Source organism: Arthrobacter sp. N199823 (assembly GCF_002929705.1).
In the GTDB taxonomy this organism is placed as follows: Bacteria; Actinomycetota; Actinomycetes; order Actinomycetales; family Micrococcaceae; genus Specibacter.
Window position 1 is genome coordinate 149,968 of record NZ_PJIN01000002.1, and the last position, 16,577, is coordinate 166,544.

At 60.0% G+C, this 16,577-nt stretch carries 8 protein-coding genes; 6 read left to right on the top strand and 2 right to left on the bottom strand.

What is annotated here, in order from left to right:
• Window positions 1-45 precede the first annotated feature (45 nt).
• On the top strand, window positions 46-4,917 hold the full coding sequence (locus CXQ93_RS04645; RefSeq protein WP_104109323.1) for an NAD-glutamate dehydrogenase: 4,872 nt from the start codon (window positions 46-48) through the stop codon (window positions 4,915-4,917).
• Between the two features lie 102 nt (window positions 4,918-5,019).
• Window positions 5,020-6,498, top strand: a complete 1,479-nt coding sequence (locus CXQ93_RS04650; RefSeq protein ID WP_104109324.1) for a sensor histidine kinase — start codon at window positions 5,020-5,022, stop codon at window positions 6,496-6,498.
• A gap of 111 nt (window positions 6,499-6,609) precedes the next feature.
• Here the strand turns inward: CXQ93_RS04650 and CXQ93_RS04655 are convergent, their stop codons facing one another.
• Window positions 6,610-6,858 (bottom strand): WhiB family transcriptional regulator, encoded by a 249-nt coding sequence (locus CXQ93_RS04655; RefSeq protein ID WP_038469266.1) that lies wholly within the window; start codon window positions 6,856-6,858, stop codon window positions 6,610-6,612.
• A gap of 231 nt (window positions 6,859-7,089) precedes the next feature.
• Here CXQ93_RS04655 and CXQ93_RS04660 point away from each other — a divergent pair, with 231 nt between their 5' ends.
• Entirely contained in the window at window positions 7,090-7,605 is a 516-nt protein-coding gene (locus CXQ93_RS04660) for a hypothetical protein (protein WP_146073160.1), read from the top strand.
• 100 nt (window positions 7,606-7,705) lie between these two features.
• Here CXQ93_RS04660 and CXQ93_RS04665 read toward each other — a convergent pair whose 3' ends face one another.
• The gene (locus tag CXQ93_RS04665) at window positions 7,706-12,229 is read right to left on the bottom strand and encodes an FtsK/SpoIIIE domain-containing protein (protein WP_181036051.1); all 4,524 of its coding nucleotides are present in this window, start codon (window positions 12,227-12,229) and stop codon (window positions 7,706-7,708) included.
• Between the two features lie 265 nt (window positions 12,230-12,494).
• Between CXQ93_RS04665 and glf the strand changes: the two genes are divergently transcribed.
• From glf to CXQ93_RS04680, 3 genes are all read left to right on the top strand, one after another.
• The gene (gene glf / locus CXQ93_RS04670; protein WP_104109327.1) at window positions 12,495-13,679 is read left to right on the top strand and encodes a UDP-galactopyranose mutase; all 1,185 of its coding nucleotides are present in this window, start codon (window positions 12,495-12,497) and stop codon (window positions 13,677-13,679) included.
• Between the two features lie 92 nt (window positions 13,680-13,771).
• Window positions 13,772-15,691 carry a glycosyltransferase gene (locus CXQ93_RS04675; RefSeq protein ID WP_104109725.1) on the top strand — a complete coding sequence of 640 codons (1,920 nt, stop codon included), beginning with the start codon at window positions 13,772-13,774 and terminating at the stop codon, window positions 15,689-15,691.
• A 6-nt stretch (window positions 15,692-15,697) separates the two neighbouring features.
• A complete protein-coding gene (locus tag CXQ93_RS04680) occupies window positions 15,698-16,576 on the top strand; it encodes an ABC transporter permease (protein WP_104109328.1) in 879 nt (292 codons plus the stop codon).
• Window position 16,577: the final 1 nt, after the last annotated feature.

A 16,577-nucleotide genomic window follows, 5' to 3' on the forward strand; every position in this document is an offset into this window, starting at 1 on the left:
ACTGCAAAGAAGCGGTCTTATTCTCTTTGACGGAGGCGCTAATTCATGTCATCGCACACATTCAACCCCGATCCTGTGCAGGAGCACCCACGGTTCGGTGGTCAGTCATTCTTTGATGACTACTTTGTGCAACTGTCCACGGAGGATTCCTCCCTCTACGACCCGGCAGTACTCCGTGCCCGTGCCCTAGCCCACCAGCAGGTGGCGGCCATCCGGACACCCGGTCAGGCCACGGTGGACATTCGAGATGAACGCGATGCCAGCGTTGTTTACATCGTCTCCGACGACATGCCCTTTTTGGTTGACTCCGTCAGCGCTGAACTGGTCCGCCAGAAGCTCGCTATCCACTTGGTCACCCACCCCGTCTTCGTGATCTCCAGGGAGAAGAGTTCTCACGCCCTGAGCGCTGTCACCAAGGTCCCCTCGCACGCAGGCATCGCTAGCGGGGACACCTCGGCCATGCCCAACATCGCCCACTTGCTCGGCGACGGAGTGAACACCTCCTCCCTTGAGTCGTGGATCGCCATTGAAATCCCCAAGATCGACGACGAGGCCAAGTTAGCGTTGTACGCAGGCCTCGCAAAGGTGCTTGCCAATGTTCGTGCCTCCGTTGAGGACTGGCCCGCCATGCGCGAGAAGGCCCTGAGCCGGGCCGAAATCTTGGCCACCGTGCTGGCCGGGGAAGACCTCATTGACCTGCGCGAAGCCGAAGACCTGCTGCACTGGATGGAAGCGGACAACTTCACGTTCCTGGGCTACCGCGAATACGATCTCGAAAAGCGCGATGGCGAGGACGTTCTGGTTAACCGTGAAGGCAGCGGTCTGGGCTTACTCCGAGATGGCTCCAGCCACCCCACTGTGCAGCACCTGACCACCACCGGTCAACGCAAGGCCCGTGAAAAGCGCGTTTTGGTCATCACCAAGGCCAACTCACGTTCCACTGTTCACAGAGGCGCTTACCTCGACTACATTGGCGTCAAGTCATTCGATTCCCAGGGCAACGTCAATGGCGAACAGCGCTTCATCGGCTTGTTCTCATCGGCCGTCTACACCGGTTCCGTGCGCAACATTCCCGTAGTCCGGGAAAAAGTGGAAGCCGTGTTGCGGCATTTCGGCTTCCCGCCCAACTCGCACTCCGGCAAGGACCTCTTCGCGGTGTTGGAAACCTACCCGCGCGACGAGCTGTTCCAAATGGAGGTTTCAGACCTCATCGAGATCTCCGAAGGAATCCTACGGTTGGCCGAACGCCGTCGTACGCGGTTGTTCCTGCGCCCGGATATCTACGGCCGTTTCATGTCCGCGTTGGTATATATTCCGCGCGATCGGTACACCACTGCGGTGCGTCACCGTATTGAAGAAGAGCTCATGAGCACCTTCAGCGGCGTCTCCATTGATTTCGAGGCGCGCATGAGTGAATCGGCGCTGGCCCGGCTGTTCTTCCGGATTCGCCTGCCCAAGGCGTTCCTGGTCCCGGCCGATCTGCAGACTGCTGAGTTGGAGCAGCGGTTGGTGCGCGCTGCGCGGTCCTGGCCCGAAGGTATTTCTCAGGTACTCCGCGACACTCAGTCGCGTGAGACCTCAGATCGGCTGGTGGCCAAGTGGTCAAACGCGTTCCCGGACAGCTACCGGATTGACTTCGAGGTGGAGGATGCGCTGGCGGACATCGCCCGTTTTGAGCGTTTCGATGCCGGCTACAAGGCTGTCATAGCGGCCGGGAAGAGCCCGGAGCAGTGTGCCCCTGGCATGCACGTTTACTTGCCCGCCAGCGGGGATGAGCTGGAAGAGGATGCGCGCGTCAAGCTGTACATGGCGCACCCGCAGAGCCTGAGCAAGATCCTGCCGTTTTTCCACAGTTTGGGGCTGGAGGTGCTTGATGAACGTCCGTTCGAAATTGCCACGGCCGACAAACGTGACTTCTTCCTCTATGACCTGGGCCTGAAGTACCCGGAGGGCGTTGACCCACTAGCGACGGCGGATCTGCTCACCGAGGCGTTTGGTGCAGCCATCACGGGGATGAGCGAATCGGATAACTTTGACCGCCTGGTGCTGACCGAGGGCATGCGCTCTCGCCAGATCATTATTCTGCGGGCCTATGCCAAGTACATGCGCCAAATGGGTAACACCAACTCCTTCGGATTCGTTGCCAACACGCTTTTGCAAAATGTTGCTGTGAGCCGCGGGCTGGTGGAGCTGTTTGAGGCCCGCTTTGACCCGGCTGTTGCGGAGCAGGCGCGCCCCGCCCTGCAAGAAGAGATTCGCGCTAAGCTCAACGCGGCTCTGGAAAGCGTGCCGACACTGGATGCCGACAGGATTCTGCGCACCTTCTCCAACTTGGTCGACGCCACCCTGCGCACCAACTTCTACCGGGAACGCGAGTACCTGAGCCTCAAACTGGATCCCTCAGCCATTGAGGGTCTGCCGGCCCCGAAACCCATGTTTGAAATTTGGGTGTACTCGCCCCGCGTGGAGGGCACGCACCTGCGCTTTGGCAAGGTAGCCCGTGGCGGGTTGCGCTGGTCGGACCGCCGTGAAGATTTCCGCACCGAAGTACTCGGTTTGGTCAAGGCGCAAACGGTCAAGAACGCCGTTATTGTGCCCACGGGCGCCAAGGGTGGCTTCTTCGCCAAGCAACTTCCCAACCCCGCCGTGGATCGCGGTGCTTGGATGGAAGAGGGCAGGGAGAGCTACAAGATGTTCATCCGCGGCCTGCTCGACGTCACCGACAACCTCGTCGCCACGACAGAGGGTGAAGTGGTGGCACCTCCGGAGAACGTGGTCCGCCACGACGGCGATGACACCTACTTGGTGGTGGCAGCCGACAAGGGGACCGCTTCCTTCTCTGACACGGCAAACGCCATTTCTGCAGAGTACGGGTTCTGGCTTGGCGACGCCTTCGCATCGGGCGGATCCGTAGGCTACGACCACAAGGTTATGGGCATCACAGCCCGTGGCGCGTGGGAGTCAGTCAAGCGCCACTTCAGCGAATTCGGCGTCGATACTCAGACCCAGGAATTCACGGCAGTGGGCGTGGGGGACATGTCAGGTGACGTGTTCGGCAATGGAATGCTGCGCACCCGCCACGTAAAGCTGGTGGCGGCCTTTGATCACCGGGATATTTTCCTGGACCCTAACCCTGAGGCCGGGACCGCTTTCGACGAGCGCCAGCGCCTGTACGATCTGCCGAGATCTTCTTGGCAGGACTACAACAAGGAGCTCATCAGCGCCGGCGGTGGAGTGTACTCGCGCTCGCTGAAGTCCATCCCGATTTCCGCGGAAGTTGTCGCTGCTCTTGGCTTGCCAACGGGAACCGTGAAGCTCAGCCCGCCGGAACTCCTACGGGCAGTGCTGCTGGCACCCACCGATCTGCTCTACAACGGCGGTATCGGTACCTACATCAAGGCCAGCACCGAAAGCAACGCCTCGGTGGGTGACAAGGCCAACGATCCCATCCGTGTTGACGGTGCGGATCTGCGGGTGAAGATCATCGGCGAGGGTGGCAACCTGGGCATGACCCAGCACGGACGTGTGGAGGCGGCCCTGCACGGGGTCATCTTGAACACCGATGCCATTGACAACTCTGCGGGTGTGGACTGCTCCGACCATGAAGTGAATATCAAGATCTTCGTAGACCGGATGGTGGCTGCCGGAAAGCTGGACCCGGCCGAACGCACTGGTTTCCTCATGTCGATGACAGATGAAATTGGGCAACTGGTACTCGAAGACAACATTGAGCAAAACATCCTGTTGCTCAACGATCGAACACATGTTGTCGACTGGAGCCCCAGTTACGAGCGCTTCATGGACTGGCTCGAAGAGCATGGAGATCTTGACCGTGAGCTCGAGGCACTGCCCAGTAACGCCGTGCTGCAGGAACGGCTGGCTTCCGGGCAGGGGCTGACCTCTCCGGAACTCGCTGTCCTGTTGGCGTACGCCAAGATGGAGTTGGCCACGGCGCTGACCAATAGCGATCTTGCCGATGATCCTTGGTTCAAATCAACGCTACGCCGTTACTTCCCCACGGCGGTGGCAGCCCGCTTTGATGAGGAGCTGGACACGCATCCACTGCGCCGAGAGATCATTGCTACCGTTGTGGCCAACGACATGGTGAACCTGGGTGGCATCACCTTTGCCTTCCGCGCCATGGAAGAGTCCTCGGCCAGCGAAGTGGTGGTGGCCAAGGCCTTTGTTGCCCTGCATGAGATCTTTGACTTTGCCGCCATGAGCTCCATGCTGCGAGAACTGCCGCCCAGCTTCCCCACTGATCAGTGGAGCACCGTCCATCAGGACATGCGTCGGTTGCTGGACCGGGCCGTGCGCTGGCTGGTCAATGAAGGTATTGGCCAACAGAGCATCGCGGATGTGGTGAACCGCTTCAAGCCGGTGGTCAGCAGCCTTGCCCCCCACATCGGAGACTTCTTCCAGGGTGTGGACGTGGACCGTGTGGAGAACTGGTACAACCGTGCCACCTCCTTTGATATGCCTGTGGCGTTGGGTCGGCGCTGGGCGGAACTCTTTGAGACCTTCCCGTTGTTGGACGTGGCCAAGGTCAGTGAGGCGTTGGGCGAACCACAGGACGCTGTGGCAAGCGTTTACTACGCAATCTACGACCGCTACGGTGTGGACGCCTTGCTGGAACGCATCACTGCGTTGCCGCGTAATGACCGGTGGCAGGCTTTGGCCCGCGCCGCCTTGCGGGATGACCTCTATGCCACCACGGCAGACATGACGCGCAACGTCATGAGTAGCACCGGTCAAGGTGACACCACCCTGGCTCGGATTGAGGCCTGGGAAGCGCAGAATGCGGAGCAGTTGGAACGGGCCATCAGGATGTTTGCCGAGGTCAACGAGCTTGAAGAGGATGATATGGCGTCATTGTCGGTAGCATTAAGGCTCTTGCGTTCAATTGTGCGGCGTTAATCGCTGGACTCTTATCTGTGCGGTTGTCACCTCACAGAAGCAGTAGCTAATGCGGTGCCCGCTGTTTTCAGCGGGCACCGCCCCCACATATAAGGAGCCCACATGGCAATTTTTGCCGACATGATCAGGGAGAACCCCGGGTTGGGCCCGGGCGACGCCGAATGGCTGCACCTCTTGGTGGGGGACTGGCAAATGATTGCCGATCTATCCTTCGCAGACTTGGTCTTGTGGTTCCCCAGTCACACGGCTACCGGCCACGTGGCGCTAGCCCACGTGCGGCCTTCCACTTCTCACACCATGTTCCATGCCGACTTTGTGGGCGAGCAAATCCAGCCGGAGCTTGAGCCTCTGGTGCAGGCGGCGTGGAAGAGCCAAAACATTGAGCGCTCGCACGAAACCAAAATTTGGAGCCCGGAGATGGCCATGCGAGTTGAGGCCATTCCCATGGTCCGCAACGGCCGCACTCTGGCAGTGATCACCACGCACATGGACTTGTCCAGCTCGCGGATGCCCTCCAGGCTGGAACTGACGTACCGCCAGTGCGCTTACGATCTGCTCAAAATGGGCACCTTGGGGCTGTGGCCCGATTTCGCCTCGCCCACCGGCTCCCGCCGCGGAGCTCCGCGCGTTGGCGATGGCCTGCTGCGCTTGGATGTGGACGGCATTGTGCAATATGCCAGCCCCAACGGCGTCTCGGCCTTCCGCCGGTTGGGCGACGGGGAATCCCTGGAGGGCCGTTCGCTGGCCGAAGTCACCACGGGCCTGCTCAAGGATCGGCGCATGGTGGATGAATCTCTGCCGCTGGTGGTTACCGGGCGGATGCCGTGGCGCACCGAAATTGAATCCAGGGGCGTCAGCCTCTCGCTCCGTGCCATCCCGCTGCGCGACGGCACCGAACGCTTTGGTGCGCTTGTGCTTTGCCGCGACGTCTCCGAGCTGCGGCGCCGGGAACAGGAGCTGGTGACCAAGGATGCCACCATCCGCGAGATCCACCACCGGGTGAAGAACAACCTGCAGACAGTGGCGGCTTTGCTGCGGATGCAGTCGCGCCGGATGCACAGCGAAGAGGGCAAACAGGGCTTGGAGCAGGCCATGCGCCGTGTCGCCACGATTGCTTTGGTGCATGAAACCTTGTCCCAGGGGTTGGCTCAGAACGTTGACTTTGACGAGCTGATTGACCGGCAGTTCCGGCTTTCCGCGGAGGTGGCTTCGCCGTCGCAGCGCGTGCGGACCGAACGCGAAGGTGCCTTTGGTGAGCTGCCCAGCGATTTCGCCACTCCGCTGGCACTGGTGATCAACGAGCTGGTGGCGAACGCCGTCGAACATGGCTTGCAGGACCGTGAAGGAACTGTGTGGCTGATTGCGGACCGGTACAAGAACAGTTCCGGCGACGATGCGCTGACAGTGAAAATAGCTGACGACGGCGTGGGGTTGCCGCAGGGTACCGTCGCCGAAGGGCTGGGGTTGCAAATTGTGCGCACACTAGTCACCAGTGAATTGGGTGGCACCATTGACTGGTCGCCGCGCGAGGGTGGCGGCACAGTGGTGGAGTTGCAGATGGCACTCATCTCACGCCACTGAATCCAAACAGCGGCTGATGCGATAGAGACACGCTCAACGCCGCATTGTCTATTGCTTAAAAAACTGACCCGCAGCAATCTTCTGATTGCTGCGGGTCAGTTGGAGCGTTTGCTAGCTGGCTCGGCGGGCGCGAGCTGCGCGACGCTTCATGGCGCGACGCTCGTCCTCGCTCAGGCCACCCCAGACTCCTGCGTCCTGGCCGGATTCGATAGCCCACTTCAAGCAGGTGTCAATCACGGGGCAGCGACGGCAAACGCTCTTTGCTTCCTCGATCTGCAGCAAGGCTGGTCCGGTGTTCCCCACTGGGAAGAACAGTTCCGGGTCCTTGTCGAGGCAGGCTGCGCGACTACGCCAGTCCATGCTGATCACTTACTCCTTTTAGAACGGAGGCGTCTTGTGAAAAATTTCACTTTAGGCCACATAAGAAAGGGCCCATCTGGGCCCTTTTAGGTCATTGAGTTAAGCGTGTCATGTTAACTCTATGTAAACAAGAGGTTAGGGCCGAAATAATAGCTTATAAGCATGAGCGATGCGTCACAATGGCTTTTTGCTTCACAGCCCGTCTGCGGCAATCTCCGATAAGGTTCTTGTGTGCGTAAAGATCCCCAAACCCCAGCCGAGTTGCCCGTTCCTGATGGCCACAATGCGGTGGAGGCGGCCCCTGTCAAGGGTGATATAACCCGACCAGTGGGTGTCTATGTCATTGCCGTGGTGGTGGGACTAGAAGCGCTGGCGCTGGCGGTCATGGGCGTTTGGTCGTTGCTATCGCTACTGACACAGCCCAGCCACTCGGTCACCAGCGGTATTTTCCTGACAGTGCTTATTTTCGGCCTGGCTGCAGGTTTGGCCGGCGTGGCAGTCAACGCCTTCAAAGGTATGAGGTGGACCCGATCGGCCGCGTTTGTCTGGCAATTACTCATGATGGCCATTGGTGTTCCTGCCCTACTAGAAGGCCAAATTCCCTTGGGTCTGCTGCTCCTGCTGCCACCGCTGGCTACTGCTTACTTCCTGTTCACGCCCAAGGTGGTGGAGTTCTCGCTGCGCAAGGCATCCAATGAGGCCGGCGAATCAGACGAATCTGGCGAATCGGAAGGAAAACTGCTCTAGCGTGCCGGTTCTGGCAGCATCAATTCTGGGCTCGGCTGTTCTGGCGTAACCGTTTCGAGGTAGTTCCAGCTTGTGTCATGCAGGGCGGATTAGGCTCCCGCTAGGCTTCCGGCTGAGGGAATTGAAACCACTCCCGGCGGACGCCATCGATCAAGGCCGCACGCCCCGGAGGCTCGGACCCGGCAGTGTCCAGACGGACGCCGAACAGCTCCGCATCGTTGACCTTCTGCGGCCGAAGGAAGACCCCTTGCTGAGTGGTGCGCAGTCCCCACTCAAGTGGCAACCGTGAGACTGCTGGGCCCGGATAGGGCAGGGCAACAATCAGCACCGCACCGGCAGTCAGCGCCTCCCCGGCAATGTGCAGTTGATCAGCTGCCATGGACAGCGGATTATCCAGGAGCAGCACCTGCCCAGCCCGGGTTGACCTAGGGGCAGCTGGGTCGGTGCCCCGGAAGCTGGCACTTTCTGAATAGGTACCTGCTGAACCAGTTCCCATTGATCCGGAATTGGATGCTAGCGCATCAAGCCAGTTGGCACCGTTGACGTGTGCGAGCATCCGCAAGAAGCTACTCTTGCCAGTTTGCGGACCCCCAACAACTGGCAACACTGCGCCGGGCTCCAGCCGCACATGGATAGGATCCTCGCCGTCGCCGCCCCAACCCAACACCAGTGAAATGCCCGTTCCACTGATGCCAGAGGACGCTGCGGCTAGTGCCCTGAGTTTCTCGAGGTGCAATGAAGGCAAAGAATCTGGCAGGGGAGCCACACGCAAGATCCGCGCTGCAAAATCCTGCCTTTCCGGTAGTTGGGTCTCCGGCAGCCGCAAATACCTATCCATTTCCGGTGCCAGAAGCTTACCCAATTGAGCAACATGCATGTGGTTTAGCAATTCGGGTGTGCCACCGGAATTGATAGCCCCGTCGAGTCCAGCCCGTCCGGGCAGCGGGGCAAACGCCGGCAAACGGGGCCACAACATGGTGGACTCGGCCGGACTCCCATGACTCAGATACATCCGGTTGGGAATGGCTGCCATGAATCCAGCGGTGAGCAGTTCCCGGGCACCACCCACAACTAGGGTGAGGTTCTTTCCGCCGAAGCGCACCAGCTCGGAGATGCGCTCCTCAGCCTCGTGCCAGGGACTGGATCTGAACGCGGTGATCCAGCGGCCCCAGTCGGTGATGCACAGGACCAAAGGATGCCTGCAATTTCTTGCTGTGTCACTGAGCCGATGTATCAGATGTTCGGCGGTCCGCAGGTGATCGGTCGTCAGATAGCTGCCCACCCACTGACTGGCCGCAAAATCCCGCAGTGAGGCATCGGCGTCGAGCATGTACAACAGGGGAGCCTGTGCCTGCTTTGCTTCCGGCAAATCCGCGGCGGCGGCCAACAGGCGCCCCGCCACCAAGGCCACGGCACGGGAGGGTTCGGATCCGGTACCAAAACACGCCAGGTGGGAATGGTGCACAGGATGCCAGCGTAAAGGCCGCAGGCATTGCTGTTCCGGCAGATCCAAAATGCCCAACGTCACAGCACCGTCGGACTCATCGGACTCCCCACCAGCTCGCCAATCTCCACATTCCGCAAAGTCCACTTCGGCGGGCAGTTCCGGGGCCACGACGGCAGGGGCGGCTACGAGTGTGGAGTCCAAGCGACAGGCGTTAATCCACGCCTGTGACATGAGCGCTGCCACGGCTTCAACCCCGCCGGCAGCCACCAGCGCGGCAGGGTACGGAGCGTCGCTGCTTGGTTCCTGTGCGTCCGTGCGCTCCACGGTGGGTAGCAAACTCGCCCCAGTGGCCGGTAGACCGAGCACGGCACTTTGAAATTCCTCCGGCCGTCCGCCAGCGCGGCTGATGTAGGCCCGGCCCGGAGTGTCCACAGCAATGTTCGCCGCTACGGAACTGCCAATGACATCGACGGAATCAAAACCGGATTGCACCCGCAGGCAAATCGAGCTGGTCACGTTGGCGCGGATGTCCGCGTTCACCGCTCCTTGGGGCCGTTGCGTGGCCATGACCAGATGGATACCCAAGGAGCGGCCCACCGCGGCAATTCGCATAAGCTCCGCCAGAGCATCAGGGAACTGATCCACCAGGACCCGGAATTCATCCACCACAATTACCAGATGCGCCATGGCATGGTGACTTGAACCCGCACCCAGCTGGTGAGAGTGGATTCGGTAGGCGTAGCTGTCGGCAACTTCGGCGGCGGATAACGCCGCCTCGCGTCGGTGCAGTTCGGCCCGCAGTGACGCCAAGGTCCGATCCATGCCGTGGCCGCCCAGATCCGTGACCAATGAACTGGTGTGGGGCAGCTTCTCCAACGCGCCCAGGCCTGCTCCGCCCTTGAAGTCAATGAACACAAATTGCAGATCGGCGGGGGAGTGGCTGGCGGCGAGACTGCCCACCAGCGCTCGCAGAAACTCTGACTTCCCGGAGCCCGTGGTGCCCCCAACCAGTAGATGTGGCCCATCGTGATGGAAGCTAAATTTGGTGGGGCCGCGTGACGACTGCCCGATAAGCACGGGAAGCAGCGGCCCTCCGGCGCAGGCCGCCCATGCGGCAGCTTGGGACGCGGCGGTGCACTGGTCGGGCAGTGGCAGGAAGTTAATAGCCAGGGAGCCGGGAGATTCCTGTTGTTGTGTTGCTTCTGATTGCGCACGACGGCGGGCGTGGGCGGCAAATACTGTTGGGGTGACGCCGTCGGGCGTAAACTCCTGCCCTGAGAATGACCCCACAATGGTGGGTCCCCGGATTTGCAGCTGCACTGTGGCCTGCGTCGAGGGCCCCACCGAGGGCCCAGCTGGCCCGGCCGTGTCCATCCTGACATGGACGGTGCGAACGTGGGGGCTGCATTGCATCCCGGAGAAATTGACACTTCCAACGATCAGCAGCACACAGGGTGGCGCTGGCCCTTCGCCAGGCTGCTCCTGACCAGGACGGCCGGCTCCAACAGTGCGGGACATGGCAGTCAGTGCGCGCTGAGCGGCTTCGGCTGACATGGCCAGTTCGGTATGGGGCAGGAACCTCGCTGCCCACGGCAAACTGTCCGGGGTACCCAGCACAACCACGGGGACAGTTGCAGCATCGAGTTGCATCAAGACGAAGTTCAGCAAGGAGAGCGCGACTCCGGCTGGACCGCTAATGATGAGGGGTTCGGTACTCAGTGGAACCACGAACGGTAGCGAATGAACGCGGGGTGCCGTGAACCCCGGATCGGGCGGATCAGCGACGATGTGCGCGGAGCGGGAGCCAAGCCCCACACGGAGGGCAAGCCCTGGGGCGCCAGGACCCGAGCCAGAAATGGGAGCAGAGGCAGCGGTCCGGGCTGCCGTGGGTGGTACGTTTTGCGAATTCGATGCGTTCAGTACGATCGTGGCGGCGTCGGGAAAAACGCGCTCCGCCCGTTCGGCGTCCCGGACCACGGCACGTGCCACGTCATCCCGGAAGGACCTGCGCCGTTTGGAACCACCGAGCAGTGGAACGAGCACTGTCACTGCGCCCATGGCAGCAAAAGCCAGGAACATCATGGAACCGGTAAACATGGCCAACGCTGTGCCCATTAGTAAGGGGAGTAGCCCAGTTAGCAGTAGGGCGACGGAAGCGCGGGATGAGCGCGATGTCTGCGGGATAGCTAGGGGAGCCGTTGCTGAAATGTTCAGCAGTGACACCGGGAACACGTGAGATGCAGACATACTCGCGGCTGAGCCGGCATCAGGGCGACGGTCAGGGCTAAGGGGAGAAGCAGAGGGAAAAGCAGCGCCGCGGCCGAACGGAGGAGCAGGGGCCCAGCCAAGGTTTGAGTCCAACGGAGCAGCAGCCGCCGGCGCAGAATTCGCGGGGGAGGAACCCCTCGATCCTGTGCCAGTCGCCCCTGTGCCGGTCGGCCCTGTGCCGGTCGACCCTGAGCCCGTCGCTACTGAGTGCCACAACAGGCCGCCGTCTTGGATCTGTCTGGGCAGTCGCAACTCCCACTGAGAGTTTCCACAACTGATCCGCTGCCCAGTTTCTAGAGAGATGGTCCCTTTGACTGCATGAGCGCTCGCCGTTGGTCCGTCGGATGTGCTGTGAAGGAGGAAACCGGAGGAGCCGTGGACCGCCGTTAACGTGATGCGCGCAGAACCAATCACCAATGTGCCGTGATGTCGGGACAGGGCAGGGTCAGGTAGTTGCAGCCGGCACCGCCCGCGGCCCAGACTGTAGCTTCCACGGCGCAGAGTAAAGATTGTCCCGGCGGCAGGGCCCGAGCAGACAACCAACAGTGCCACGGAACCGGACGGTACAGATACGGACACGGATGGGACAGATCCCGGCGGCACAGGGCTTGTTGGTACAGCGCCGGACAGGACAGCACTTGCTGGCTCGGCGGTAGCTGGCGCATCGCCAGCAGGGACAGCGTCCGCCGGCCAAGCAACCACCACAGCGCCATTGCACAACGCGGCATGGGCCGGTTGTAAGGTGCCCAGCAGATGCCCGGCAACTGTGAAGACAAAGCCCGGCCATTGCCCGTCTAGTGCCTGCTGCAGAGACAATCCAGAACACGTGGCGCCCGGTGGCCACGTGACGCTGAGCTCTACGGGTGCAAACACGCCGGAACCAGCCACCATCGTGATTTCCAGCCGCATCGCACTCTCCCTAGCGAACCTGCCCAAGCTACCGACCAACCGCCCTCTCACCCCGAGCATAGGAGAGGAACGTGCGGCGGTGGGGTCCGGCGTCGTGCTTTGTGAGCAATGAACGTAAGGGCGCAGCGTGTGGAGGAAGGAAAGCACGCGGCTGTGACGATAACCACGTATGCAGGGTCCGGAGATAACGGTCAGGTAACCTAGGGGGATAGATCGTGGCACTGCTGTGCCCAATACATCGTCACCAAGTATTACGGGAGAGTTTGTGAACGCTGACCTAGTCGTCGTCGGTTCAGGTTTCTTCGGCCTGACCATTGCAGAACGTGCCGCCACCGAGTTGGGGTTGAAGGTGGCCGTGATCGACCGCCGCCACCACATTGGCGGTAACGCCTACAGCGAGAACGAGGCGCAGACGGGCATTGAGGTGCACCGCTATGGCGCGCACCTGTTCCACACCTCCAACGAGCGCGTGTGGGAGTACGTGAACCGTTTTACGGCGTTCACCAACTACCAGCACAAGGTGTACACCTCGCATAAAGGTGAGGTCTACCAGATGCCCATTAACTTGGGCACCATCAACCAGTTCTTCCGTTCGTCCATGGGCCCGGGTGAGGCGCGTGCGCTGATCCAGGAGCAGGCCGGCGAGCTTGCGGGAACTGACCCGGCGAACCTGAACGATAAGGGCATCCAACTTATTGGCCGTCCTCTCTACGAGGCGTTCATCAAGCACTACACGGGCAAGCAGTGGCAGACCGATCCCAAGGATCTTCCGGCCGAGATCATCTCCCGTCTGCCTGTCCGCTACAACTATGACAACCGCTACTTCAACGACACTCACGAGGGCCTGCCGGTTGACGGTTACACCGCGTGGATTGAGCGGATGGCGGATCACCCGAACATTGAAGTTGTGCTGAACACCGACTTCTTTGACGACGGCGAGTACTCACGTAAGGCTGTCACCGGTCAGGTTCCGGTCATCTACACCGGCGCTGTTGACCGCTACTTTGACTACGCCGAGGGCGATCTGTCGTGGCGCACCATCGATCTGGAGCAGGAAGTTCTGCCGATCGAGGACTACCAGGGCTGCGCCGTCATGAACTACCCGGATGAGGCGCAGAAGTTCACGCGCATCCACGAGTTCCGCCACTTCCACCCGGAACGCGCCTACACCAAGGACGCCACTGTCATCATGCGCGAGTTCAGCCGCTTCGCCGAAAAGGGCGACGAGCCGTACTACCCCGTGAACACCAGCGATGACCGCAGCAAGCTGCTGGCCTACCGCGACCTGGCCCGCGGCGAAAAGGACGTGCTGTTCGGCGGCCGCCTGGGCACCTACAAGTACCTCGACATGCACATGGCCATCGGTTCGGCCCTGAACATGTACGACAACAAGATTAAGCCGCACTTCACCGGCGGTGCGAAGCTGCAAAGCGGAGGAGTTGACGCGTGAGCGTAACTGAGAATTTGGAAAGCACGACGGCGGCACCGCAGTCACGCGAATGGCGCACCCTCCAGCGAGTGATTCTGCCCGAGCAGAGCCAGATGGACACGGCACCGTTGTACATGGACACCGGCAGTGCCATGGGGGTTCAACTGCCTACTTTGGGAACTCCCCACACCATGCGGGACGCCAAATCAAGTCAAGGAGCGACTGCCCCGACCAAGGAAGTCCACGTTGAGGACTTCCTGTCGCGGTACTCAACGTCGGTCCGAGCTGGCGAGCGAGTCTCCTTCGGTACGTACTTTAACGCCTTCCCGGCAAGTTACTGGCGCCGCTGGACCACAGTGGACAACGTCCGGCTGAGTGTCTCCACTTCAGGTTCCGGTGCTGTGATCGTCTACAAGTCAAACGCCCGCGGTGCGCTGCAACGCGTTGATTCTGTTCGTGTTGATGGCGATGCCGTTAGCAACTTTGACCTTTCCCTGAAGCCCTTTGGTGATGGTGGCTGGTACTGGTTTGACCTAGTCGCCGGATCTGAATCGCTGGTCCTCAAAGATGCAGAGTGGTGTTCTGAAGGCGAAGCCAGGACTCCTGGCAGCATCACGCTGGAAATCACTACACTCAATAAGACTGATTTCTGCATTAACAACTTGAGGCTCCTCGCCCAGAACCCTCAGGCGTTGAAGCATGTCAAGGAACTGATCCTGGTGGATCAGGGCACCCAGAAGGTTGCCGATGCTGACGGCTTTGCCGAAGTGGCGCAGGCCCTTGCTGGCAAGTTGCGCATCATCGATCAGGACAACTTGGGCGGCTCCGGTGGCTTTGCCCGCGGCATGTACGAGTCGGTCAAGAACGGCAGCGACTATGCCCTCCTGATGGATGATGACGTGGTCGTTGAACCCGAGAGCATCATTCGGCTCCTGACGTTTGCAGACCTATGCAAGACACCCACCATTGTGGGCGGACACATGTTTGATCTGTACAACAGAACCGTGCTTCACACTTTCGGCGAGGTTGTGAATCCCTACACCTTCCAGCCTGATCTACCGAGCGAAGAGATGACGTTGGGACACGACTTCGTCGGCTCCAACCTGCGGCACACCGGATGGCTGCACCGCCGCGTCGACGTTGATTACAACGGCTGGTGGATGTGCATGATCCCCACGAAGATTATCCGCGAAATCGGTCTGTCACTGCCTGTCTTTATCAAGTGGGATGACGCCGAATATGGCTTGCGGGCGAAGGCAGCCGGTTACCCCACTGTCTCCATGCCCGGTGCTGCCGTTTGGCACGTTTCCTGGATTGACAAGGATGACCTTGTGGGGTGGCAGGCTTACTTCCACGCCCGTAACCGTATGATTGCGGCCTTGATTCACAGCCCGTATGAGTTTGGTGGCAAGGTTGTCCGCCAGTCACACGCTTACGATGTCAAGCATTTGGTATCGATGCAGTATGCAACGGCCCAGGGCCGCAACATGGCTCTGCGGGATCTGCTGGCTGGCCCAGACCAGCTGCACAGCCTGCTCCCCAGCAAACTGCCGGAAATTCGCTCCATGATGAATGGTTACACCGACTCACAGTTCTCCTCAGATCCGGATTCTTACCCGGCTCCGAAGATGGACAAGCCGCCCAAGCATGGACACGGTGTTTCATCGCCGTCCTATGTTGGGTTGCTGCCGTGGGCTGCCAAGACCGTAATTCGCCAGCTTTCAATTCCAGTTTCCACTTCGAGCAAGGAACGTCCGCAGGCAAATATTGCTCATCAGGACAACCGCTGGTGGCGTATGTCCCAGTACGATTCAGCTGTGGTTTCCAACGCTGAAGGAACTGGTGCATCATGGTACAAGCGTGACCCCAAGCAGTTGCGCAAGTTGATGGCTGAAAGCACTAAGTTGCATGCGGCTGTGCTGAAGGATTGGCAAAAGCTCAGCGCACAGTACAAGAATGCCTTGAACGAGATCACCTCCATTCAGACGTGGGAAAAGACGTTCGAAGCCCACAGTGAAAAAAGTGAGAACTAGCCACATATGACACAGTCGAACAGCGAGCTGGTCCGCCCGGGAGTGAGTGGCGGACTGGCAGATGTGGTGCGGGCACGTTTCTTGCTGAAGCTTTTGGTCCGTAAGGAACTGAAAGTCCGGTACCGCGGTTCTGTCTTGGGGATCTTGTGGTCCTATGTGAAGCCCGGTGTCCAATTTGTGGTGTTCTATGTTGCGCTCGGTGTCTTTCTGGGCTTGGAGCAAAGTCCGACCAACAAGTCCGGTTTGCCTAACTACGCGATCTACTTGTTCTCCGGCATTGTTCTGATCAACTTCTTCACGGAAGCCCTGGGTAACGCATCACGATCGATTGTGGGCAATGGAGGGCTGATCAAGAAGATTTACCTTCCGCGTCAGCTGTTCCCCGTGGCATCTGTTTGGGTATCTGCGGTCCACTTCTTCCCGCAGCTATTGATCCTGCTGGTGGCGTGTCTGTTTAGTGGCTGGCACCCGTCATTATTGCAAGTGGCTGCAGCGGTAGTGGGCTTCATCATTGTTGCCTTGCTTGCTACCGGACTGGGCCTGCTCTTCGGCGCAGCCAACGTGTACTTCAGGGACTCGGAAAACTTTGTCGACATGCTCCTCATGGTTGCCACCTGGGCTTCGCCGGTCATGTACTCCTGGACCATGGTGCAGGCCAAGCTGGGTGAAGCCTGGTTCTTCATTTACCAGTTGAACCCCATAACGGTTGCTGTAGAGACTTTCCACTATGCGTTCTGGTTGCCGACTACTGACGGTTCAGCCGGGATCCCGCCCAATCTCTTGTCCATCTGGATTCCGGTGGCAGTGGTAATCTCCGCCGCTGTTCTGCTCTGGGGACAACTGACTTTTCGTCGGCTCGAAGGCCGATTTGCGCAGGAGCTCTAAC

Excerpts from the sequence above, each read along its gene's own strand:
- CXQ93_RS04665 (WP_181036051.1), bottom strand. The coding sequence starts at position 12,229 with ATGCGGCTGGAAATCACGATGGTGGCTGGTTCCGGCGTGTTTGCACCC.
- CXQ93_RS04655 (WP_038469266.1), bottom strand. The coding sequence starts at position 6,858 with ATGGACTGGCGTAGTCGCGCAGCCTGCCTCGACAAGGACCCGGAACTG.
- CXQ93_RS04650 (WP_104109324.1), top strand. The coding sequence starts at position 5,020 with ATGGCAATTTTTGCCGACATGATCAGGGAGAACCCCGGGTTGGGCCCG.
- CXQ93_RS04675 (WP_104109725.1), top strand. The coding sequence starts at position 13,772 with ATGGACACGGCACCGTTGTACATGGACACCGGCAGTGCCATGGGGGTT.
- CXQ93_RS04645 (WP_104109323.1), top strand. The coding sequence starts at position 46 with ATGTCATCGCACACATTCAACCCCGATCCTGTGCAGGAGCACCCACGG.
- CXQ93_RS04680 (WP_104109328.1), top strand. The coding sequence starts at position 15,698 with ATGACACAGTCGAACAGCGAGCTGGTCCGCCCGGGAGTGAGTGGCGGA.